Here is a 21,489-nt window from a genome sequence, read left to right as displayed (position 1 = left end):
AATTTAGATAACCCCTGGAAAACATGCAGCCATTTAGCCATCACACGCCTATCTAATTGATAAACAATATATAATCAAAAAGTTATAATACTTTATAAACAACCCCCATCACCTGGCACGGCAAATCGACTAAATAACCCAGCGGGCAAATATCAGAACTCTACGATGCGTATTTCATAAAAAACCGGGAGAAATGAAATAGCACTTCCCGGCACCTCGTAGTTCGTCGGCGCGAGGCGACGGCAAGACGCCCCCGACAGTTCCAACAGAAAGCATCGCCGGGCATCCCGCGAAGCGGCCTTCATCGTCCTGCAATCAAAGCGTCATCGTCACGATGCCAAGTTATCCAACCGATCCTCTCCCGCGAGCGACCATGCATCACGGTATCTCCCCACCCCAGGACGCCGACCTGTTCGGCCTGATCTACGGTTTCCGTTTCCGCCCCGGCGAAGCGGGGCGGGAAATCGACTCGGCTACCGCCCTCGCCTGCCTGCGGCAGGCTCGCGAGGAGGCGCCGGACGAGTTCCTCTGGCTGCACCTGAACCTCGCCCATGCCGCCTGCGAGCGCTGGATGAAGAAGCATCTGGAACTGCCGGATTATTTCTTCGAAAGCCTGCGCGAGGGGTCGCGCTCGACGCGCATCGAACACGTCGACTCGGCGCTGCTGGCAGTGGTCAACGACGTGGTCTTCAACTTCGGCCTGGTCTCTTCGGACGTCGCCACCCTGTGGGTCTGCGCCCGTGGCCGGCTGCTGGTCAGTGCACGAGCGCAACCGCTGCGCTCGGTGGACAAGCTGCGCTCTTCGGTGAAGCACGGCGAACCTTTCCGTTCGCCCCTGCAGTTGCTGATCCACCTGTTGCGCGACCAGGGCGACGTGCTGACCCAGATCGTCCGCGAAACCAGCGTCGCAGTGGACCGCATCGAGGACCAGCTACTGGCCCTGCGCCTCTCCGCCAACCGCGCCGACCTCGGCGCCATGCGGCGCGTGCTGGTACGCCTGCAACGCCTGCTGGCGCTGGAGCCCGGTTCGCTGCTGCGCCTGCTCAACCGACCGCCGGAATGGCTACAGGATGCCGACCTGCGTGAGTTGCGCGAAGCCACCGAGGAGTTCTCCCTGGTGATCAGCGACCTGACCGCCCTGGGCGAACGGATCAAGCTGCTGCAGGAAGAGATCGCGGCCAAGCTCAACGAACAGAACAACCGCATCCTCTTCACCCTGACCATGGTCACGGTGCTGGCCCTGCCGATCAACATCGTCGCCGGCTTCTTCGGCATGAACGTCGGCGGGATTCCCTTCGCCGACGATCCTGAAGGCTTCTGGATCATGCTCGTGCTGGTCGCCAGCTTCACCTTCCTCGCCGGCCGCTGGGCCTTCCGCAAGCGCGGCGACTATTGAGCGTGGACAACGCCGGCGGACAGTGGTTAGGTTGACCGACCACCGTCAGCCGGACCTTCCATGAGCCTTTCCCCCGCCGATCTCAAGCAACTCCAGGCCGCCAAGAACCTGCTGGAGAACCCTGGACTCACCGCGCAACTCACCAGCCTGCTGGGCACGCCGATCGAATACGGCCTGAAGAAGCTGCCACGGAAGGTCAACGAGAAGCTCGGTTCGGTGATCGAGGGAGCGCTGCTGAAAGTCGCCCGCTCGGCCACCGCCACTCTCCAGGAAAACGCCAGCGGTCAACCGGCGAACCGCCTGCATACCCTCGGCGCCGCCGTTTCCGGTGGCGTCGGCGGCTTCTTCGGGCCGCTGGCGATGCTGGTCGAGGTGCCGGTCACCACCGGCATCATCTTCCGTTCCATCGCCGACATCGCGCGCAGCGAGGGCGAGTCGATCAGGGACATGGACACCCTGATGGCCTGTATCGAAGTCTTCGCCCTCGGCGGCAAATCCGCCTCGGACGACGCGTCGGAGTCCGGCTACTACGCGGTGCGTACGGCGCTGGCCCAGCAGGTCAAGGCGGCCGCCGACTTCCTCGGCAAGGACGCCGGCAGCAAGAAGGCCGCGCCCATGCTCCTGGCCCTGGTGCGCAAGGTCGCCGAGCGCCTGGGCGTGCAGTATTCGGAAAAGCTCGCGGCGCAGATCGTGCCCATCGTCGGCGCCCTCGGCGGCGCGGCGATCAACACGGTGTTCATGAACCATTTCCAGGCCATGGCGCGCGGTCACTTCGTCGTCCGCCGCCTGGAACGCCACTACGGCAAGGATGTGGTTCGCGACGCCTACGCCCTGCTGCCCCGGCGCGGCTGAGCATGCCGGCCCACGCGGTCAGCCTGGCGCCGGGCGCGGCGGCAGCGACGCGCCAGCTGTTCAGCGCCGTTTCGCTCGCGGCGGAGCCCGGCTGGAGCCGGGCCCCGCGCCGACTCAGAGCGCCAGGCCGGGGTTGTACAACGGACGGAAAGCGCAATGGGTGGTGCCGGCGCTCTGGTTGTAGAAATAGTAGCGGCGACAGTCGTTGTCGTAGTTGCTGGTGCCGACGTTGATCCGGTACGGACCGAAGCTGGCTCCCTGCAGGGAAACGAAGGCGCCGTTGTAGAGCAGCGAGAAATGCAGGTGCGGTCCGGTGGAGCTGCCACCCTCGCAGAGCGCGGTGTTGATGTTGCCGGCATAGACGCCGAGCTTGGTGTCGGCGCTGACCTGCTGGCCGTTGCTCACCTGGATCTGGTCCATATGGTAGTAGTTGGTCGCCCAGCCGCTGGGGTGGGTCACCCGTACCTGGCAGCGCGACAGCACCCGTACCGTACCGGCGTGGGCGGCGACCACGCTGTAGGTCGCACTGCCCCAGCGCGGCCAGTCGTAGGACGCATCGAAGGACGAGTACGGATAGCCCGAGCCGGTGTTCGAATGCGCTCCGTTGGGCTGCCAGGAATAGCCCTGGCGCCAGGGCAATTGCATCAGGTTGGATGGCGGCGCCAGCGCGGCCTTCGCCTGGAGTTGCCGGGCCACGCGGTTGCGCGGCTGCAGGAGTTCCGCGGCCGGGGTGCCGAACAGGCGCTGGAAGGTCTGCGCGTAGGCGCCGAGCGGATTGCCGCCTTGCACGGCGGAGGCCTTCGCCCCCTCTCGCAACAGACCGAGCAGCGCGGCCGATGCCGCGTTCAGGCCGTCCTCGCCGACGGCCTTGCGCGCAGCCGCCTGGCGCAACTGGTATTCCTCGAAACCGTAGTAGCGCCGCGACAACTGCTGCAACACGTCGCGGACCTGGGCATCGAAGCCGCGTTTCGCCGACAGCCGTCCCAGCGGCGCCGCCAAGGCGCGCTCGTCCGGCGCCCCCAACGGCCCGGATTGCATGACCATCAGGGTCAGCAACACTTTCGGGTTGATGCTGTAGTAGCCGCTCCAGTGCTCCAGGTATTCGCTCTTGTCGCGCAGCGCCGGCGCATTCACCGCCAGGTAGGCCTCGAGGTCGAACGCCTCGGCGTCGCGACCGTAGAGGAACAGGTCGTCATTCAGCGGCAGGGCCACGCTGGGCAGTTGCAACTGGCCGAGTAACTCCGCCGAATAGCGGAAGGCCGGCAGGCCATCGTCATGGGCATTGGCCGTACCGCCCACGGCGAGCGCCAGCAAGACGAAGAGGAACGGCGAGCGCGGACTCGCCATCGCGCGGGATCTTTTGTGCTGCATGGGTAGCTCCTGGTCATCGAAGGGAAACCTTGAAAGCCAGCAGCCCGGCGACATCGCCTCCGACGGGATAGCCTGGTCCGCTCCGCCGGTATTTCGCCCAGGCCGGGTTGCACGCCGCAGGACCGTGCAACGCCGTCACCCGGGAAGACAACTATCAGCTTTTGCAGTAGATCCGGTGCCCCGCTCCGTCCGGCTGTAAAGCGTGCGGCAGCGCACTCCAACCGAGCCGAATCGATCACAGAACGCCAGGCGTCGGAAATACTTCGATACAGTCTGCGCGCTCAGCGTTCCTCGTCGGAGGAACCGTCGAGCGGATCACGACGCGCCAGCTCGGCCTCGTCGAGGCCGTGGCCGGCTCCGATCTCGTTGCCATGCACGACCCTCAGGCGCTTGTCCGCGGGCGATTCGCCGCCGCGCTCGGCCGGCGAGCGGGCGCCGCTTTCGTCGATCAGGGTTTCCGGCGCCAGATCGTCCATGCCGACGTTATCCTGGTAACCATCGTCCTCGTCCGGCTGCCCGCCAGCGTGGCCCGCCTCACGTACCCGCCGCGAGGAAAACTCGGCCTCCACCTCGGCCTCGGGCCGCTCGTCGCCGATCCGCGCCTTGCGCGCCTGGCGGCGCTCGTCGAAATCGAGCTCGCGCATCGAACCCATGCGGTCCTGGATATCATCGATTTCCTGGGGTGTTGTTTTCCGTCGTGTAGCCATGACGACCTCCGTTACGAATGGCGGGCACGCGCCGGGAATGGCACGCTGCCCTTGTTCGGTCGACCGGCGAGGCGCGGGAAGATTCAGGAAATCCAACCGACGGCGGCCGCCTCGCAATCGCGGCGGCGGGCAAAAAAAAGCCGGATCGGCCCGGGGCGGGCTGGACGATCCGGCGTAATCGAAGCGCGGGACGTCGCGCACCTTGCCGCCGGCACGGGCGGGAGGTGGCGCACAGCGTTTCGCAGGGAATGACCACGGCATCGGCCGGTGGTCCAGGGGGAGTCAGGTCGGCACGGCTTCCTCGAGATAGTCGATGGCCTGGCGCACGATCTCGATCCGTTCCGCATCGTCATCGGCGATCTCGACGCCGAACTCCGTTTCCAGGGCCATGACCAGTTCGACCACCTCGAGCGACTCGGCACCGAAGTCGTTACGGAAGTCGCTGTCCAGCCGGATGTCGCATTCCTCCACGCCGAACCGGGCGGCTACCAGTTTCCTCACTCTGGTCTCGATGTCGTCCATGCATTGCGGTCCCACTGCCCGGCCCTGGAAAAAAGTGCGGCTACTAAAGCCTCCGTCCCCGCCAGCGACAACTGCCAGATCTGGCAGTGGCGCTGCGCTGGAGCGCGGCCGCCGCAGCGCGCCGGACAATCCGGTGGACGGAGCGCGACGCGAGGATTCGAAGTCCGTCACAGGGCGCTTCCCGGCGTATGCGCAATCACCCGCGCCTTCCCTCGCGGCAGGCTTTCGGGCAGTTCCGCCAGGGCCCGGCGTGCCTGCTCCGGGTCGAGGTAGTCGCCCCGTTCCACCGCGAACAGCTCCTGGCCATCGCGCAGTTCGCGGCGCAAACGCAACGACAGGCCCGGATGCCGCTCGATCAGCGCGCGCATGAAGGCTTCGCTGCTGCCCTCGACCAATCGCACGGCATAGCGCTGGGGTGACGGCGGCTGCGGCGCGTGCGTGCCCTGGCGAACCTCCGGTACCTCGCCGCCGCGACCGTCGCCCAGGGACGCCGGGTCCGCCAGGCGCGGCTTCTCCATCAGCACCGGGGCTGGAGCCGGATAGCTGCGCGGCGAGCCAATAGGTGCCGGTGCGACCTGGGCGGCGGGACGCAGGTCGATGGCGCCGGCATCCTCGAACAGCGGGCGCGCCGGTTCGCCGGCGGCACCGCGCAGCAACTGGATGGAACGGTAACGGCCATGGCTGATGCGCTCCAGACCGGCGGCATCGCGGACGATGCTCGGGCGCAGGAAGACCATCAGGTTGCGCTTCACCCGGGTCTCGCGGGACGAGCGGAACAGCCGGCCGACGCCGGGGATGTCGCCCAGCAGCGGTACCCGCGAATCGCTGCGCAGCAGGTCGTCCTGGATCAGTCCGCCGAGGACGATGACCTGGCCGTCGTCGGCCAGTACGGTGCTCTTGATCGAGCGCTTGTTGGTCACCAGGTCCACCGCCTTCGCCGCCAGGGTGGCGGTTGGCGCGATGGAGGATATTTCCTGCTCGATCTCCAGGCGCAGCATGCGGTCCTCGCCGATGTGCGGCGTGACCTTGAGGGTCACCCCGATATCCTTGCGCTCGACAGTGGTGAACGGATTGCTCGAACCGCTGGCGCTGGTGGTGTAGCTGCCGGTCTGGAACGGCACGTTCTGGCCGACCAGGATTTCCGCCTTCTGGTTGTCCAGGGTCAGCAGGCTCGGCGTCGACAGCAGGTTGCTGCGGCTATTGCGGCTCAGCGCGGTGACCAGTGCGCCGAAATCGCGACTGCCGAGGCCGACTATCGCACCGTCGGGCAGCTCTGCCGGCGGCTTGCCGGCCTGCAACGCGCCCAGCAGGGTGCCGATGGACAACCCGCTGTCGGCGAAGCCAGCGCCGCCGGCGACATGCCCGCTACGCAGCGCCCATTGCACCCCGAGGGCGTCGCCGATCTCGCCGGACAGCTCGACGATCGCCGCCTCCACCAACAGTTGCGCACGCGGCACGTCGAGCTGGCGGACGATGTCCTCGAGCAGACCGACATCCTCCGGGTCGGCGAGGATCACCAGGGCATTCAGCGATTCGTCGGCGCGCACCAGCAGGCCGCGCTTGCCGCTTCCCCGGCCATCCTGGCCCCGCTCGCCGCGCAGCGATTCGCCGATCTCCCCGAGGGTGGCGGCAAGGGTCTTGGCGTCGCCATGGCGCAGGCGGATCACCCGGCTGTTCGCCGACCGCGACGAGGGGACGTCGAGCGACTGCGCCAGCCGCAGCAAGCGCGCTCGCGCCTGCTGCGGACCGAGCAGGACCAGGCGGTTGCTGCGGCTGTCGGCAAGGACCTGGACGGTGGCGGCGCTCTTCCCGGCGGCCGGGGTGACGCTGCGATCGAGCACCTCGGCGATTTCCGCGACCCAGGCATGGCGCATGTCGTAGATGCTGTAGTCATGTTCGCCGGCCCGGTCGAGGCTGCGCACGATCGCCTCGATGCGCTCGATGTTGGCGCGGCGGTCGCTGACGATCAGCGCGTTGGCCGACGGTACGGCGGCCAGATGGCCATGGGCCGGGACCAGCGGCCGGATCATCGGGATCAGTTCCGCCACCGAGGTCTGCTGCGCCTGGACCACCCGCGTCTCCAGGCTGCCCGGCCCATCGCGGACGGTCTTCTGCGCGGCGTCCTGGCGTGCCTCCATGTTCGGCACGATACGCGCCTGGTCGCCCTGCGGCAGCACCGCGTAGCCGTGGGTGGCGAGCACCGAAAGGAATAGTTGGTAGACCTCCGCCAGGCTGAGCCGCGCCTGGGATACCACCGTGACCCGCCCCTTCACCCGCGGATCGACGACGAAGGTCTGGCCGCTGATGCTCGATACCTGCTCGATGAAGTCGCCGATCTCGGCATCCTTCATGTTGATCGTCCACTGCTCTTCCTCTTGCGCGGCGGCAGTCTCGGCAGGTGCCGGATGGACCGGCGGCGCCAGGCCGAGGACGGCCAGCGACAGGACCAGGAACAGCGGAGACAGGCGCTGGGCGGAACGGGTACTACAACGTGGCATGGGTGGTTTCTGCCCCTTCGGCTTTGGGGAAATACAGACGTTCTTCATAACCCCGGTCGCGCAGCACCACATGGTCGCGATGAACCGCCAGCAGCACGGTGCCGGGGCGCACTTCGGCGCCCGGCAGGAAGCGCTGCGAGCGCCCGGCCACCGCGATCAGCGCCGCCGAGCGGTCCTCGCGACGCGCCAGGAAGCAGGCCAGCAGGCGCAATTGCAGACGCTCGCCCGCCGTCGCGCCGCGCGGCGACGGAGCGCCACCGAACAAGCCGGCTAGCGCCGCGCGCGGGGCCGCTGAAGGGTTGGCTGGCGGCGCCGGGGCCGCTGCGGCGGGCAATTCCGCCAGCTCGCGGCGCAGCGAGCGCGTCTGGCTGGCCAGGCTGGCGCTGAGCAACGCCAGCAGCAGCACGCAAAGCACAGCGGGCGCATGCCCGGCCAGGCTGCGCAGGGAAACGAAAGACGATGGAAGGTAACGCGACATGCAGCAGGCGGATTCCGGCAAACGGGCGCGCTGCATCGACGCGGCTCGCCCAGGGGCGGCGAGCATAAGGGATGGGGCTGCGGCCTACGGCCGCGAAAGGGCAAAACTGTTAAGGCTGCCCGCTTTGATCCTTCGTGGCGGGAACTGGCCCACAAAACGCCAGGCGCGGGAAAGGCCTCAGCGCTTGCCCATCGAACGACGGGTACCGCGCGGCGCCATGCCGGGACGCTGGCCCTTGTCGTGGATCTTCCGCTGCGGATAGAGCTGGGCCTGGTTCTTCTTCGCCAGGGCGGCCTTCAGCAACGCGCTGGCGTCGCTCGGCGCGGCCTGGGCCGGAGCGTCGTCGGAGGAAAGGGCCTGGGGAAGAGCGTCGGGAGCGGAAGCCATGGCGTATCCGGATCGGGGGAAATCGTGGGGACGCGATTATACATGGCTGTCCGGCTGTCCGGCAGCACCTGCCGGCGTATGCCACGGGTCAACGCAGTTGCCACCAGCCCGGCAGCAACCGGCGCACCTTGGCCTGGGCGAAACGGTCGTCGATCAGGTGCACCACGCCGCGATCGCTGCGGCTGCGGATCACCCTCCCGGCGGCCTGGACCACCTTCTGCAGTCCCGGATACAGGTAGGTGTAGTCGTAGCCGTCACCGAACAGGCGCTGCATGCGCAGGCGGATCTGCTCGTTCACCGGATTCACCTGGGGCAACCCGAGGGTGGCGATGAAGGCGCCGATCAGGCGCTCGCCAGGCAGGTCGATGCCTTCGCCGAAGGCACCGCCGAGCACGGCGAAGCCGATGCCCTCGCCGCCCGCGACGAAGCGCTCGAGGAAGACCCGGCGCTCCGCCTCGTCCATCCGTGGCGTCTGGCTCCAGCATGGCACCCACGGGTATGCCTGGCGGAAGACGTCCAGCGCCTGCTGCAAGTAATCGAAGCTGCTGAAGAAGGCCAGGTAGTTGCCCGGCCGCTGGCGAAACTGCTCGCCGAGAATCGCTGCGATGGGCGCCAGGGATGCCTGGCGCTGCGCATAGCGCGTGGAAACCCGACGCTGTATGTGCACCTCCAGTTGCTTGGCGCTGAATGGCGAGTCCACTTCCAGCCAGGGCGTGCCCGCCGGCAGGCCGAGCAGGTCGGCGTAATAGTCGCGCGGCCCGAGGGTAGCGGAGAACAGCACGGTGGAGCGGCTGGCGGCGAAGCGCTCGCCGAGAAACGCCGCCGGCACCACGTTGCGCAGGCACAGCCGGGCCAGGCTGCGGCCGTTGCGGCCTGGGCGCTTCTCGATGTCGAACAGCGAATGCTCGCCGAACAGCTCGGCGAGACGGCCGAACTGCAGGATCGCGAAGTAGAACTCCTGCAACGCCGGCTCCAGCGCCTGCGGTTGCTCGGCGAGCAGGTCGTTGATCGCCGCCACCGCGTTCTGCAAGGCCAGGAGCAGCTTCTGCGGAGGCTCGTCGTAGGCCTGGTAGTCGTCCGCCTGGGTCTTGGCCAGTTCGTTCCAGGCACGCTGGATGCGCTCCAGCGGTTTCCTCAGGGCCTCCGGGGCGGTTTTGCGCACACCGAGGAAATCGCCCTGGTCGAGTTCGGCGGAATACATCCGCCGGCCGCGCTCCACCAGGTTGTGCGCCTCGTCCACCAGTACCGCCACTCGCCACTGGTTGACCTGGGCCAGGCCATGGAGCATGGCGCCGAGATCGAAGTAGTAGTTGTAGTCGCCCACCGCCAGGTCGCACCAGCGCGCCAGTTCCTGGCCCAGGTAGTAGGGACAGACCCGGTGCGCCAGCGCCACCTCGCGCAACCGCGCCTGGTCCAGCCAGCGCGCCTCCACGGCGGCGGCGCGGGCCGCCGGCAGGCGTTCGTAGAAGCCCTGGGCCAGGGGACAGGACTCGCCGTGGCAGGCCTTGTCCGGGTGCTCGCAGGCCTTGTCCCGCGCCACCAGTTCCAGCACCCGCACCGGCAGTCCGCCGGTCTCCCCTTCCAGGCTGCGCAGGGCATGCAGCGCTAGGGCCCGGCCCGGGGTCTTGGCGGCCAGGAAGAACAGCCGGTCCAGGCGCTGCCCGGGCATCGCCTTGAGTTGCGGGAACAGCGTGCCGATGGTCTTGCCGATCCCGGTCGGCGCCTGGGCCATCAGGCAACAACCGGCGGAGGCGGCCTTGTACACCGCCTCCGCCAGTTGCCGCTGGCCGTGGCGGAATTCGGCGTGGGGAAAGCGTAACGCGGCCAGTTCGCGGTCGCGCCGTTGGCGGTGCGCCAGTTCCTGCTCGGCCCAGGCGAGAAACGCCTGGCACTGGCTCTCGAAGAACAGCCGCAGCTCGTCAGCCCGCACCCGCTCGACGAAGCGGGTCTCCTTCTGGCTGCCGACCTCCAGGTAGACCAGCGCCAGTTCGACTTCCTCCAGCTTCCGTTCGGCGCAGAGCAGCCAGCCGTAGACCCTGGCCTGGGCCCAGTGCAGGTGCCGGTGGTTGGCCGGTTGCAGGGCGAGGTCGCCGCGGTGGGTCTTGATTTCCTCCAGGCAGTTCGCCTGCGGATCGTAGCCATCCGCCCGGCCGCGCACCTGCAAGTGACGGTAGCGTCCGTCCAGCGCCACTTCGCGCTGGTAGTGAGCGGGGCGCCGGGAGGTCACCAGGGTATGTCCGGCGATGCCTTCCAGGGCGCTGGGCGACGGGGTGAAGCGCAGGTCGAGGTCGCCGCGCTTGGCGCTGAACTCGCAAAGCGCGCGCACCGCCACCTGGTACAGCGCCTCGCCGCCCTGCTCAGTCATCGACATGCCAGCGCACGTAGCAGACCGCCACCGGCATCTCCCGCTCGCGGCAGAATTGCAGCCAGCGCAACTGGTTGTCCTGCAGGCGGTCGCCCGGTCCCTTGACCTCGACCATCCGGTAGCGCCGCTGCGCCGGCCAGAACTGGATCAGGTCCGGCAGGCCGGCGCGGTTGCCCGGGATATCCTCCAGCAGGCGTTCGAACCAGGCGCGCAGGTGGGCCGCCGGCAGGCAATCGAGCGCCTGTTCGAGCAGTTCCTCGCCAAGCAGTTCCCAGTAGACGAAGGGCGACTGCAGGCCGAACTTGTCGCGGTAGCGACAGCGGATCGCGTCGCGGTAGCTGCCGTCCTCCAGCCGTCCCAGGCAGGCCTCGAACAGGGCGGCGCGGCGCTGGCGGAAGTCGGCGCTGTGCAGGTCCGCCGGCGCGCTGTGGAAGGGATGGAAGAACGCCCCGGGAATGGCGGCGAAGATCGCCTCCCAGCAGAGCAGCCCGAACAGCGAATTGATCAGGCCGTTCTCGACGTAGTGCACCGCGCAATCGGGCTCTTCCAGGTGCTCGCGGACCGCCCACTCGACGCTACAGGGTTCGCTCGGGTACGCCAGGCACAGGTCCAGGCGGTCGATTTCCGGAGCCGCCGCCCGCGCCTGTCGCGGCAGGCCGAGCTTGCCTTGCAGGCGCGGCAGCAATCGGGCCAGGCCCTGGCGTTCGGCGTCGCTTTCCGGCGCACAGCTGGCCTCCCGCGCCAATGCATGGGCTTCGGCGAAGCGCTCGCCGCGTTCCAGGCTGCGAATCGCCCGCAGGCGCGCGCCGGGGTGGCTGGATTGGCGATAGAGCCGCTGGGCCAGGTCGAAATCCCGCTGCTTTTCGCAGTGCTGGGCGAACTGGAACAGCAGCTTGACCCGCCGCCCTTCCAGCCAGGGATTGGCGTAGGGTTCGCCCGGCAGGCCGGCGAGCAGTTCCTCCAGCGGCTCGCCGAGGTCGAAGCGCTGGCGGCAGTCGAACAGGTGGAGATAGGCGTCGACGTCGGCGCGCAGGCGAAAGCCGCGGGAGTCGGCGGAAAACTCGACGCTTTCGTAACGATAGATACCCAGGTCGGCAAGGACGAACTCCGACCAGTCCTGCCACAGGTTGCCGAAATACATCAACCGCAAGCGGTCGCAGAGCGCCATGCAGCGCAACTCGTAGACCGGTTCGGCGAAGTCGGCCTGCCACTCGGCGAGCCGCCGCGCCTCGGGGAACAACGGCTGGAGCCGTTCCAGCAACGCATCCTTGCGCAGGTTCGCGCGCCCGAGATGGTCCCTGAACAGCTGCGACAATTCGTCCTTCTTCAGCAAGCCGAACAGTTGCGCCAGTTCCAGGGTCGGCTGCGCGTCCACCCAGCCCAATGCCAACAGCGGTTGCACGGCGGCGCGCGTGTCGCCGATCTCGGCATAGGCCAGCTTGCCTTCGCGGAACAGCGTGCCCTTGCGCATCACCATGCGCACCAGCAGGGCCTGGCTGGCCTCGGGCAGCTCGGCGAACGCGGCGATGAAGGCACGTTCCTGATCGTCGAGCAGATCGGCATAGCGTTCGCCGATCCAGGCGAGCACCGCGCGGAAGTTGTGCAGGTAGTAGAAGGGTTCGGGAAGCGCTGGGGAATTCACGGGAAGCGGAGCCTGGTACTGTTCATGCATACAGATACCAGCGCCCCCACGGCTTGGCAATGCGCATCCGATCAAGCGTCGCCGGCCTGACGACGACTATCCAGGCACAAGATGTTCGTTATATAAAAATATTAACAACGAAACCTGCCCCGTATCGGTCCCGATGAAGAAGATCCGCCAACGCAACCTGCAACTGATCCTCGACGCCGCCTGCGAAGTCTTCGCCGACTGCGGCTTCAGCGCCGCCCGGCTCAGCGACGTCGCCGAGCGCGCCGGCGTGGCGAAGGCCAACGTGCTCTATTACTACCGCTCCAAGGCGCAACTCTACGAGGCGGTGCTGGACAGCATCGTCGAGCCCCTGCTGGAAGCCTCCCGGCCATTCGCCGGCGACCAGCCGCCCGCCGAGGCGCTACGCGCCTACGTCGACAACAAGATGCGCATCGGCGCCGAGCGGCCGCACGCGGCCAGAGTCTTCTCCTGCGAGATCATGCGCGGCGCGCCGCGCATGCCGGCGCCGCTGCTGGAACGCCTCGACGCCCAGGCGGAACGCAACGCCGAGCGCATCCGCCAGTGGATCGACGAAGGCCTGCTGGCGCCGCTGGATCCGTACCACCTGCTGCTCAACCTGTGGGCGATGACCGAGTCCTATGCCCTTGGCGGCTGGCAACTGGCGCGCCTCACCGGCCAGGCCGGGCTGGACGCAAGCGACTACCGGCAGGCGGCGGAAAACATCGTCCGCCTGGTCTGCGCCGGCTGCCTGGCACTCCCCGGCGAGGCCGCGCCGCGTCGGCGTTTCCGCGCGCTGGCCGGCTGAACGACTTGCGCCGGATCAATTTCCGCGTAGCGCTATATTCCAAAAGCCATAGCGAACCCCTAAGCTTGCGCCAGCCCCGTCCGCCAACTTCGTTCGCCCCCCACAGGAGCACTCCATGACCACCCGCCTGCCCCAGCTATTGCTCGCCCTCCTCGCCAGCGCCGTATCCCTGGCCGCCAGCGCCGACGAGGTGCAGGTCGCCGTCGCGGCCAACTTCACCGCGCCGATCCAGGCCATCGCCAAGGAATTCGAGAAAGACACCGGGCACAGGCTGGTCGCCGCCTACGGCGCCACCGGCCAGTTCTATACGCAGATCAAGAACGGCGCGCCGTTCCAGGTTTTCCTCTCCGCCGACGACAGCACTCCGGCGAAACTGGAGCAGGAAGGCGAGATCGTGCCCGGCTCGCGCTTCACCTATGCCATCGGCACCCTGGCACTCTGGTCGCCCAAGGCCGGCTACGTCGACGCCAAGGGTGAGGTGCTGAAGAGTGGCAGCTTCAGGCACCTGTCCATCGCCAACCCGAAGACCGCGCCCTACGGCCTCGCCGCCACCCAGGCGATGGACAAGCTCGGCCTCGCCGCCACGCTCGGGCCGAAGCTGGTGGAAGGCCAGAACATCAGCCAGGCCTACCAGTTCGTTTCCAGCGGCAACGCCGAACTGGGCTTCGTCGCCCTGTCGCAGATCTACAAGGATGGTAAAGTCGCAACCGGCTCGGCCTGGATCGTTCCCGCCGAGCTGCACGACCCGATCCGCCAGGACGCGGTCATCCTCAACAAGGGCAAGGACAACGCCGCCGCCAAGGCCCTGGTCGACTACCTGAAGGGCGCCAAGGCCGCCGCGCTGATCAAGTCCTACGGCTACGAACTCTAAGGCGGGACCTGCATGGCGTTGCCACTCGACAGTACGGACCTGGCGGCCATCTGGCTGACCATCGAGCTGGCTTCGCTCACCACCCTCCTCCTGCTGCTGATCGGCACGCCCATCGCCTGGTGGCTGGCGCGCACCCGCTCCTGGCTGAAGGGGCCGATCGGCGCGGTGGTGGCCCTGCCGCTGGTGCTGCCGCCGACGGTGATCGGCTTCTACCTGCTGGTCAGCATGGGTCCCAACGGTTTCATCGGCCAGCTCACCCAGAGCCTCGGTCTCGGCACCCTGCCCTTCACCTTCGCCGGTCTGGTGGTCGGCTCGGTGTTCTACTCGCTGCCCTTCGTCGTGCAACCGTTGCAGAACGCCTTCGAGGCGATCGGCGAGAAACCGCTGGAGGCTGCCGCGACCCTGCGCGCGAGCCCCGTCGACCGTTTCTTCAGCGTGGTCCTGCCGCTGGCCCGGCCGGGTTTCGTCACCGCCGCGATCCTCGGCTTCGCCCATACCGTCGGCGAGTTCGGCGTGGTGCTGATGATCGGCGGCAACATCCCGGAGAAAACCCGCGTGGTCTCGGTGCAGATATTCGATCACGTCGAAGCCATGGAATACGCCCAGGCCCACTGGCTGGCCGGCGGCATGGTGGCGTTCTCCTTCGTCGTCCTCCTCGCCCTCTATTCGGGCCGGCGCCGCCGGCCGGGCTGGGCCTGAGATGGACGGCCTGCGCCTGCGCTTCCGCCGCGCCTACCCCGGCTTCGAACTGGACATCGACCTGGCTCTTCCCGGTCGTGGCGTGACCGCTCTGTTCGGCCATTCAGGCTCCGGCAAGAGCACTTGCCTGCGCTGTATCGCCGGCCTGGAAAAGGCCGCCGAGGGCGAGGTGACGATCAACGGCGAGACCTGGCAGGACAGCCGCCGCAACCTCTTCGTCGCGCCCCACCGGCGTGCCCTCGGCTACGTGTTCCAGGATGCCAACCTGTTCCGCCACCTGACGGTGCGGCGCAACCTGGCCTTCGGTCTCAAGCGCATCGCCGCCGCCGAACGCCGCGTCGAGCTGGAACAGGCCTGCGCCCTGCTGGGCATCGAGCACCTGCTGGAACGCATGCCGGAACGCCTCTCCGGCGGCGAGCAGCAACGCGTCGGCATCGCCCGGGCCCTCCTCACCAGCCCGCGCCTGCTGCTGATGGACGAGCCTCTGGCATCCCTCGACCTGAAGCGCAAGGGCGAGATCCTGCCCTATCTCGAGCGCCTGCACGAGGAACTGGACATCCCGGTGCTCTATGTCAGCCACTCGCCAGACGAAGTGGCGCGCCTGGCCGATCACCTGGTGCTGCTGGAGAACGGCAAGGTCCGCGCCAGCGGGCCGATCGGCGAAACCCTGGCGCGAGTCGACCTGCCGCTGGCGCTGGACGACGATGCCGGGGTGGTGATCGAGGGCACGGTCAGCGACCACGACCCGGCCTACGGCCTGCTGACCCTGGTCCTGCCCGGCAGCGCGCTGCAAATGCGCGTCGCCCACGCCCCGCTGGCCCCCGGCAAGCGCCTGCGCTTCAAGGTACAGGCGCGCGACGTCAGCCTGAACCTGCGCGACGACGCCCAGAGCAGCATCCTCAACCGCCTGCCGGTACGGGTCCTGGAATTGGTCGATACCGACACCGCGGCCCACGTACTGGTGCGCCTGGATGCCGGCGGCAATCCGCTGCTGGCGCGGATCACCCGCTACTCGCGGGACCAGTTGCAACTACGACCCGGCCAGCTGTTGTGGGCGCAGATCAAGTCGGTGGCGGTGCTCGCCTGACCCCGGCCTCGCCTGCGGCGCCTAGACCCTGGGCCAACGGTAGCGGATCAGCCGGCCCATCCGCCGCAGGAAGGCGAAGCCGTTGTAGATCGGCAGCATCAGCCGCGACGACTGCGGCAGCTTGGCGACGTCCTGCGGGTCATAGTCGGTGACCTCCTCGATGAAGCGCAGGGCCGGATGCCACCGCTCGAGTTCGCGCGGGTCGTCGATGCTCCAATGCACCTGCGCCCCGGTCTCGCGCAGCGGCGGATACAGGCGCAGCAGCATGATGCCGAGGCGGCCGTAGCCGTCGAACAGCAGCTCGCCGCTACCCAGGTGGTCGACCAGGCGTTCCACCAGGCGTCGCACCTGGGACTCCCGCAGGTAAGGCATCAGCCCCTCGGCCAGGACCAGGGCGGGCCGCTCGCGCGGCACCTCTTGCAGCCAGCCGTCGTCGTCCACCGAGTGGCGCAGCGCCCGATAGGCGCCGGCGCGCGGCGGGTAGAGTCGCTCGCGCAGGTCCATGACCTCCGGGTAGTCGAGGTCGAACCAAGGCAGCTCGGCCGGCGGGTCGACCCGGTAGATACGGCTGTCCAGGCCGCAACCGAGGTTGAGCACCTGCCCCTCGGGATGGCGGCCGAGGAACTCGCGGCAGGCCTGGTCGAAGTAATGCGAGCGCATGGCCAGGGCCCGTTCGTTGCCCTTGCCGAGGGCGACCCTGGAGAAGTCGAAGTCGATCTGCCGCACCGCCTCCTCGGCGAAACGGTCATGGAGGATGGAATCGTCCAGGCGGCTATCCAGCGCCTTGGCGTAGAGAGTGATCAGGAGCGTCTGCTTTTCTCCGGTGAGGGTAATGCGGTGGCCGGGCATGAAAACCTCCTGCGGGCACGCGTGCCTCTTCAGTCCTTGCCGAAAACATCGCTATGCTTCGGCAATGATTGCCCTGGAGTCACGAATGAAAGCCAACTCCGATGAACTGCAAAGCTTCGTCAGTGTAGTCGACAGCGGTTCCATCAGCGCCGCCGCGGAACAGATGGGACTGACCGCCTCGGCCGTCAGCCGGACCCTCTCGCGCCTCGAGCACAAGCTCGGCACCACCCTGCTCAACCGCACCACCCGGCGCATGGAGCTGACCGAGGAAGGCCGCTACTTCCTCGACCAGGCACGGCAGATCCTGCAGCAGATGGAGGCGCTCGAGGAACGCCTGGCCCTGCGCCGGCAGAGCCCCGCCGGGCGCCTGCGGATCAACGCCGCCTCGCCCTTCATGCTGCACGCGGTGGTGCCGCACATCGGCGAGTTCCGCCGGCTGTACCCGGACATCCAGCTCGAACTCAACACCAACGACCTGATCATCGACCTGTTGGAGCAACGCACCGACGTGGCGATCCGCATCGGCGCGCTCAGCGACTCCACCCTGCACGCGCGGCCGCTGGGCGCCAGCCGCCTGCACATCCTCGCCAGCCCGGAGTACCTGGCCCGCCACGGCACGCCGGCGAGCATCGAGGGGCTGCGAGGGCACACCCTGCTCGGCTTCACCCAGCCCGAGCACCTCAACCGCTGGCCGGTGGTGCACGCCGACGGCGATCGCCTGGAGATCCAGCCGGATATCTCTGCCTCCAGCGGCGAGACGCTCCGCCAACTGGCCCTGAGCCACCAGGGCATCGCCTGCCTGGCCAGCTTCATGACCGACCGCGATATCCAGGATGGGCGCCTGGTGCCGCTGTTCGCCGAACAGATGAGCGAATACCGGCAACCGATCCACGCCGTCTACTATCGCAACTCGCAACTGGCGCTGCGCATCCAGTGCTTCCTCGACTTCATCCAGCAGCGCCTGGGCGCCTGAGACCGACCGTGAACGAATCCCTCGATTTCTCGCCCTACCTCGAGCGCTGGGCGTTGCAACCCGACGGCGAGCCCTTCGCCACCCACAGCAGCCGCCTGCTGCCGGTGCGCCATCGCGGCGCAGCGGCGATGCTGAAGATATCCAGTGCCGAAGAAGAGCGTTTCGGCCACGTACTGCTCAACTGGTGGGACGGCCAGGGCGCGGCCAGGGTGCTGGCCTACGACCACCAGGCGCTGCTGATGGAGCGTGCCACCGGCGGGCGCTCGCTGCTGGAGATGGTCAGGCGCGGCGACGACGACGAGGCTACGCGTATCCTCTGCCAGGCCATCGAACGCATCCATGCCCCGCGCCCGGATCCGTTGCCAGAGCTGACCCCGCTGGAGCGCTGGTTCGACTCGCTGTATGCCGCCGAGCGCCGCTACGGCGGGCTCTACGTCGACTGCGCGAATGCCGCCCGCTACCTGCTGGAGACCGCTCGCGAACAGCGCCCGCTGCATGGCGACATCCACCACGGCAATGTGCTCGACTTCGGCGAGCGCGGCTGGCAAGTCATCGACCCCAAGCGGCTCTACGGCGAGCGCGGCTACGACTACGCCAACCTGTTCACCAATCCCGACGCGAAGACCGCCCAGGCGCCCGGCCGTTTCGAGCGCCAGCTGGAGATCGTAATCGCCGCCAGCGGCCTGCAGCGCCGCCGCCTGCTGCAATGGATCCTGGCCTGGACCGGACTCTCGGCGGCCTGGTTCGACGAGGACGGCAGCCGCGAGGAGACCGAAGCCGAGCTGGCCATCGCCCGCCTGGCCCTGGCAAACCTCGCTCGAACGCCTGCGCAATGAACTGTGCGGCGGCTCCCGCGCTCCAACGCGAGGCACTGTTCCGCCGCCGCGATCCGGTGTCAAATACACACCCCGCCAAGATGGCGGTGCCCACCACCCAGTAAGGAAACCCAAGATGGCCGGAGCCAGCCTCCTCACCCTCCTCGACGATATTGCCGCGGTGCTCGACGACGTCTCGCTGATGACCAAGGTCGCCGCGAAGAAGACCGCCGGTGTCCTCGGCGACGACCTGGCCCTCAACGCCCAGCAGGTCACCGGGGTCAACGCCGACCGCGAACTGCCGGTGGTCTGGGCGGTAGCCAAGGGCTCGCTGCGGAACAAGGCGATCCTCGTCCCCGCCGCGCTGTTGATCAGCGCCTTCGCGCCCTGGGCGGTGATCCCGCTGCTGATGCTCGGTGGCGCCTACCTGTGCTTCGAAGGCTTCGAGAAGATCGCCCACAAATACCTGCCCCATGACGACGAGCACGCCGACGAGGCAGCGCTGGCGGCCAATGTCGACATGGCCGCCCTGGAAAAGCAGAAGATCGGCGGCGCGATCCGTACCGACTTCATCCTCTCCGCGGAAATCATCGCCATCACCCTGGGTACCGTCGCCGAGTCCAGCTTCACCACCCAGGTACTGGTGCTGGTCGGCATCGCCCTGGTGATGACCATCGGCGTCTACGGCCTGGTCGCCGGCATCGTCAAGCTGGACGACGCCGGCCTCTACCTGTCCAGGCGCGACAGCGGCTTTGCCCAAGGGCTCGGCGGCGCCATCCTGCGCACCGCGCCATACCTGATGAAAGGCCTGTCGGTGGTCGGCATGGCGGCGATGTTCATGGTCGGCGGCGGCATCCTCACCCACGGTATCCCGGTGGTCCACCACGCCATCGAACAGGCCGCGCAGAGCGTCGCCGGCATCGCCACGCTGGGCCCGCTGCTGGCGGCGATCACCCCGACCCTGCTGAACTTCCTGTTCGGCATCGTCGCCGGCGCGGTGGTCCTGGCGGGGGTGCTGCTGGTCAAGCGCCTGCTGCCGAAGAAGAAAAAGACTGGCTGAGCCTGCCATCGCCGGCAGCGCCATCGCGGAGGGCGGATAGCCGCCCTGGCGCACATCCCACGAAGCGGTTGTGCGCCCTGCCCCGGAAGTCCTCCTCCGTTTCAATTCAATAATTTTGCACTGTAATAGCAACATTATTCGTTGGAGACGAATAAAGCTCCCCTCCTAGAATGGCCACCAGTGCCATGAGCCGTCTGTTCCGAGCCTTCCAGACGAAGATCCGACCTCCGCACTCCATCGACCCGGCAACGGGATACCCAGAAAAATACCGATAACCCAACGAGGACCCGAGGGTCGCGCCTGCTCGCCAGCCGGCCGGACCCCGGGGCCCGGCGTGCCAGCGACCATGAACGATACGGATAGCAGAAAAGATCCGGACGGCTACAACTACGACGTCGTCCGCCAGTTCACCCTGATGACCCTGGTCTGGGGCATCCTCGGCATGGGCCTCGGGGTGTTCATCGCCGCCCAACTGGTCTGGCCGGCGCTCAACCTCGACCTGCCCTGGACCAGCTTCGGCCGCATCCGCCCGATCCACACCAGCCTGGTGATCTTCGCCTTCGGCGGCAGCGCGTTGTTCGCCACCTCCTTCTACGTGGTGCAGCGCACCAGCGGCGTGCGGCTGATCTCCGATGCCCTGGCGCGCTTCGTGTTCTGGGGCTGGCAGGCGGCGATCGTGGGGATGATCGTCAGCTACCCGCTGGGCTATACCACCTCCAAGGAATACGCCGAGATGGAATGGCCGCTGGCGCTGTGGATGGCGATCGTCTGGGTGGTCTATGCCTACCTGTTCTTCGGCACCATCGCCCGTCGCAAGGTGAAGCACATCTACGTCGGCAACTGGTTCTACGGCGCCTTCATCATCGTCACCGCGATGGTCCATATGGTGAACCACGCATTGCTGCCGGTGAGCCTGGGCAAGTCCTACTCGGCCTATTCCGGCGCCACCGACGCGATGATCCAGTGGTGGTACGGGCACAGCGTGGTCGGCTTCATCCTCTCGGTCGGCTTCCTCGGCATGATGTACTACTTCGTGCCCAAGCAGGCTGGGCGACCGATCTACTCCTATCGCCTGTCCATCGTGCATTTCTGGGCGATCATCTCGATCTACATCTGGGCCGGCCCGCACCACCTGCACTACACCGCGCTACCGGACTGGGCGCAGTCGCTCGGCATGGTGATGTCGCTGATCCTCCTGGCACCGAGCTGGGGCGGCATGATCAACGGCATGATGACCCTCTCCGGGGCCTGGCATAAGTTGCGCGACGACCCGATCCTGCGCTTCCTGGTGGTGTCCCTGGCGTTCTACGGCATGTCCACCTTCGAAGGCCCGATGATGGCGATCAAGACGGTCAACTCGCTGTCCCACTACACCGACTGGACCATCGGCCATGTCCACGCCGGCGCCCTCGGCTGGGTGGCGATGATCTCCATCGGCACGCTCTACCACATGATCCCGAAACTCTGGGGCCGCGAGCGGATGCACAGCGTCGGCCTGATCAACGCGCACTTCTGGCTGGCCACCATCGGCACCGTGCTGTACATCGCCTCGATGTGGGTCAACGGCATCACCCAGGGCCTGATGTGGCGGGCGGTCAACGAGGACGGCACGCTCACCTACTCGTTCGTCGAGGCGCTGGTGGCCAGCCATCCGGGCTACGTGGTGCGCCTGCTCGGCGGCGCCACCTTCGCCAGCGGCATGCTGCTGATGGCCTACAACACCTGGCGGACCCTGCGCAGCGCGCAGGACCAGCGGCAGCCGGTCCTGGCGGCCGGCCAGGGGGCCTGAACATGCTGTTGTCCCTGCTGTGCCTCTCCACCCTGGCGCTCGGCCTCGCCCTCAGCCTCGCCGGCAGTACCCGCGAGGAACGCGAACAGGCCGCCCTGCTGCCGTTCGCCGACGATCCCGAGGCCGCCCGCCGGGTCGCCCGGGATACCGGCAAGATCTGCCGGCAGGTGGTCCGCCCCCTCAAGGAATCCCGCGAGGCCGCCGGCCCGCCGTTCCTCGCCTGAACCGACTCCATCATCCAGGGATGGATGCCTCCAGCACGAAAGTGCCTTACGGGGCCGGCAACGGCCCCTTTCTTTCGCTTCGAAGAGTTC

At 67.5% G+C, this 21,489-nt stretch carries 20 protein-coding genes; 11 read left to right on the top strand and 9 right to left on the bottom strand.

Going from position 1 to position 21,489, the window contains the following annotated elements; translation table 11 throughout:
- Window positions 1–373 precede the first annotated feature (373 nt).
- Window positions 374–1,396 (top strand): transporter, encoded by a 1,023-nt coding sequence (locus tag JHD77_RS12480; RefSeq protein WP_003106674.1) that lies wholly within the window; start codon window positions 374–376, stop codon window positions 1,394–1,396.
- 60 nt (window positions 1,397–1,456) lie between these two features.
- Window positions 1,457–2,248, top strand: coding sequence for an EcsC family protein (locus JHD77_RS12475; protein ID WP_003106675.1), 792 nt, complete (start codon window positions 1,457–1,459; stop codon window positions 2,246–2,248).
- 114 nt (window positions 2,249–2,362) lie between these two features.
- Here the strand turns inward: JHD77_RS12475 and lasA are convergent, their stop codons facing one another.
- From lasA to fan1, 8 genes are all read right to left on the bottom strand, one after another.
- Window positions 2,363–3,619: an elastinolytic metalloprotease LasA gene (lasA, locus tag JHD77_RS12470; RefSeq protein WP_003120216.1), complete on the bottom strand. Its 1,257-nt coding sequence runs from the start codon at window positions 3,617–3,619 to the stop codon at window positions 2,363–2,365.
- A gap of 281 nt (window positions 3,620–3,900) precedes the next feature.
- A complete protein-coding gene (locus JHD77_RS12465) occupies window positions 3,901–4,326 on the bottom strand; it encodes a hypothetical protein (RefSeq protein WP_003120217.1) in 426 nt (141 codons plus the stop codon).
- A 282-nt stretch (window positions 4,327–4,608) separates the two neighbouring features.
- A complete protein-coding gene (gene acpP / locus JHD77_RS12460) occupies window positions 4,609–4,848 on the bottom strand; it encodes an acyl carrier protein (RefSeq protein WP_031755307.1) in 240 nt (79 codons plus the stop codon).
- A 167-nt stretch (window positions 4,849–5,015) separates the two neighbouring features.
- Entirely contained in the window at window positions 5,016–7,346 is a 2,331-nt protein-coding gene (gene gspD, locus JHD77_RS12455) for a type II secretion system secretin GspD (RefSeq protein ID WP_025271011.1), read from the bottom strand.
- Window positions 7,333–7,860 (bottom strand): type II secretion system protein N, encoded by a 528-nt coding sequence (locus JHD77_RS12450; protein WP_003144679.1) that lies wholly within the window; start codon window positions 7,858–7,860, stop codon window positions 7,333–7,335. Before JHD77_RS12450 ends, gspD begins: the two co-directional genes overlap by 14 nt.
- 141 nt (window positions 7,861–8,001) lie before the next feature.
- Window positions 8,002–8,211 (bottom strand): hypothetical protein, encoded by a 210-nt coding sequence (locus JHD77_RS12445; RefSeq protein ID WP_003088087.1) that lies wholly within the window; start codon window positions 8,209–8,211, stop codon window positions 8,002–8,004.
- 88 nt (window positions 8,212–8,299) lie between these two features.
- Complete coding sequence (locus JHD77_RS12440) at window positions 8,300–10,576, bottom strand: ATP-dependent DNA helicase (protein WP_023119956.1); 2,277 nt, start codon at window positions 10,574–10,576, stop codon at window positions 8,300–8,302.
- Window positions 10,569–12,248 carry a nuclease Fan1 gene (fan1, locus tag JHD77_RS12435; protein WP_004349278.1) on the bottom strand — a complete coding sequence of 560 codons (1,680 nt, stop codon included), beginning with the start codon at window positions 12,246–12,248 and terminating at the stop codon, window positions 10,569–10,571. The genes JHD77_RS12440 and fan1 overlap by 8 nt, the downstream gene beginning before the upstream one ends.
- Window positions 12,249–12,381: 133 nt before the next feature.
- On the opposite strand from fan1, the gene JHD77_RS12430 reads away from it, so the two are divergent.
- The 4 genes from JHD77_RS12430 (at window position 12,382) to modC (ending at window position 15,689) form a co-directional block, all read left to right on the top strand.
- Window positions 12,382–13,032, top strand: coding sequence for a TetR/AcrR family transcriptional regulator (locus JHD77_RS12430; protein WP_003098214.1), 651 nt, complete (start codon window positions 12,382–12,384; stop codon window positions 13,030–13,032).
- Window positions 13,033–13,147: 115 nt separating this feature from the next.
- A complete protein-coding gene (gene modA / locus JHD77_RS12425; protein WP_003117674.1) occupies window positions 13,148–13,903 on the top strand; it encodes a molybdate ABC transporter substrate-binding protein in 756 nt (251 codons plus the stop codon).
- A gap of 12 nt (window positions 13,904–13,915) precedes the next feature.
- Complete coding sequence (gene modB / locus JHD77_RS12420; RefSeq protein WP_003088068.1) at window positions 13,916–14,602, top strand: molybdate ABC transporter permease subunit; 687 nt, start codon at window positions 13,916–13,918, stop codon at window positions 14,600–14,602.
- A 1-nt stretch (window position 14,603) separates the two neighbouring features.
- A complete protein-coding gene (modC, locus tag JHD77_RS12415) occupies window positions 14,604–15,689 on the top strand; it encodes a molybdenum ABC transporter ATP-binding protein (protein ID WP_003098212.1) in 1,086 nt (361 codons plus the stop codon).
- A gap of 21 nt (window positions 15,690–15,710) precedes the next feature.
- On the opposite strand, the gene JHD77_RS12410 is transcribed toward modC, so the two are convergent.
- A complete protein-coding gene (locus JHD77_RS12410; protein WP_016263586.1) occupies window positions 15,711–16,538 on the bottom strand; it encodes a class I SAM-dependent methyltransferase in 828 nt (275 codons plus the stop codon).
- An 85-nt stretch (window positions 16,539–16,623) separates the two neighbouring features.
- Between JHD77_RS12410 and JHD77_RS12405 the strand changes: the two genes are divergently transcribed.
- From JHD77_RS12405 to JHD77_RS12385, 5 genes are all read left to right on the top strand, one after another.
- Window positions 16,624–17,511, top strand: a complete 888-nt coding sequence (locus JHD77_RS12405; protein ID WP_003098210.1) for a LysR family transcriptional regulator — start codon at window positions 16,624–16,626, stop codon at window positions 17,509–17,511.
- A gap of 8 nt (window positions 17,512–17,519) precedes the next feature.
- Entirely contained in the window at window positions 17,520–18,347 is an 828-nt protein-coding gene (locus JHD77_RS12400; protein WP_019726099.1) for an aminoglycoside phosphotransferase family protein, read from the top strand.
- 115 nt (window positions 18,348–18,462) lie between these two features.
- The gene (locus JHD77_RS12395) at window positions 18,463–19,386 is read left to right on the top strand and encodes a DUF808 domain-containing protein (protein WP_019726098.1); all 924 of its coding nucleotides are present in this window, start codon (window positions 18,463–18,465) and stop codon (window positions 19,384–19,386) included.
- Between the two features lie 346 nt (window positions 19,387–19,732).
- Complete coding sequence (ccoN, locus tag JHD77_RS12390; protein WP_003144684.1) at window positions 19,733–21,175, top strand: cytochrome-c oxidase, cbb3-type subunit I; 1,443 nt, start codon at window positions 19,733–19,735, stop codon at window positions 21,173–21,175.
- Window positions 21,176–21,177: 2 nt separating this feature from the next.
- Window positions 21,178–21,399 carry a hypothetical protein gene (locus JHD77_RS12385; protein WP_019726097.1) on the top strand — a complete coding sequence of 74 codons (222 nt, stop codon included), beginning with the start codon at window positions 21,178–21,180 and terminating at the stop codon, window positions 21,397–21,399.
- The last annotated feature ends 90 nt before the right edge of the window (window positions 21,400–21,489 follow it).

The organism is Pseudomonas sp. P20, assembly GCF_016463925.1.
Classification (GTDB): Bacteria; Pseudomonadota; Gammaproteobacteria; order Pseudomonadales; family Pseudomonadaceae; genus Pseudomonas; species Pseudomonas aeruginosa.
This window is presented reverse-complemented; position numbering and strand designations above follow the sequence as displayed.

Bases quoted from the DNA above. Each gene is read 5' to 3' on its own strand.
- JHD77_RS12480 (WP_003106674.1), top strand. From the start codon at position 374: ATGCATCACGGTATCTCCCCACCCCAGGACGCCGACCTGTTCGGCCTG.
- JHD77_RS12475 (WP_003106675.1), top strand. From the start codon at position 1,457: ATGAGCCTTTCCCCCGCCGATCTCAAGCAACTCCAGGCCGCCAAGAAC.
- lasA (WP_003120216.1), bottom strand. From the start codon at position 3,619: ATGCAGCACAAAAGATCCCGCGCGATGGCGAGTCCGCGCTCGCCGTTC.
- JHD77_RS12465 (WP_003120217.1), bottom strand. From the start codon at position 4,326: ATGGCTACACGACGGAAAACAACACCCCAGGAAATCGATGATATCCAG.
- acpP (WP_031755307.1), bottom strand. From the start codon at position 4,848: ATGGACGACATCGAGACCAGAGTGAGGAAACTGGTAGCCGCCCGGTTC.
- gspD (WP_025271011.1), bottom strand. From the start codon at position 7,346: ATGCCACGTTGTAGTACCCGTTCCGCCCAGCGCCTGTCTCCGCTGTTC.
- JHD77_RS12450 (WP_003144679.1), bottom strand. From the start codon at position 7,860: ATGCAGCGCGCCCGTTTGCCGGAATCCGCCTGCTGCATGTCGCGTTAC.
- JHD77_RS12445 (WP_003088087.1), bottom strand. From the start codon at position 8,211: ATGGCTTCCGCTCCCGACGCTCTTCCCCAGGCCCTTTCCTCCGACGAC.
- JHD77_RS12440 (WP_023119956.1), bottom strand. From the start codon at position 10,576: ATGACTGAGCAGGGCGGCGAGGCGCTGTACCAGGTGGCGGTGCGCGCG.
- fan1 (WP_004349278.1), bottom strand. From the start codon at position 12,248: ATGCATGAACAGTACCAGGCTCCGCTTCCCGTGAATTCCCCAGCGCTT.
- JHD77_RS12430 (WP_003098214.1), top strand. From the start codon at position 12,382: ATGAAGAAGATCCGCCAACGCAACCTGCAACTGATCCTCGACGCCGCC.
- modA (WP_003117674.1), top strand. From the start codon at position 13,148: ATGACCACCCGCCTGCCCCAGCTATTGCTCGCCCTCCTCGCCAGCGCC.
- modB (WP_003088068.1), top strand. From the start codon at position 13,916: ATGGCGTTGCCACTCGACAGTACGGACCTGGCGGCCATCTGGCTGACC.
- modC (WP_003098212.1), top strand. From the start codon at position 14,604: ATGGACGGCCTGCGCCTGCGCTTCCGCCGCGCCTACCCCGGCTTCGAA.
- JHD77_RS12410 (WP_016263586.1), bottom strand. From the start codon at position 16,538: ATGCCCGGCCACCGCATTACCCTCACCGGAGAAAAGCAGACGCTCCTG.
- JHD77_RS12405 (WP_003098210.1), top strand. From the start codon at position 16,624: ATGAAAGCCAACTCCGATGAACTGCAAAGCTTCGTCAGTGTAGTCGAC.
- JHD77_RS12395 (WP_019726098.1), top strand. From the start codon at position 18,463: ATGGCCGGAGCCAGCCTCCTCACCCTCCTCGACGATATTGCCGCGGTG.
- ccoN (WP_003144684.1), top strand. From the start codon at position 19,733: ATGAACGATACGGATAGCAGAAAAGATCCGGACGGCTACAACTACGAC.
- JHD77_RS12385 (WP_019726097.1), top strand. From the start codon at position 21,178: ATGCTGTTGTCCCTGCTGTGCCTCTCCACCCTGGCGCTCGGCCTCGCC.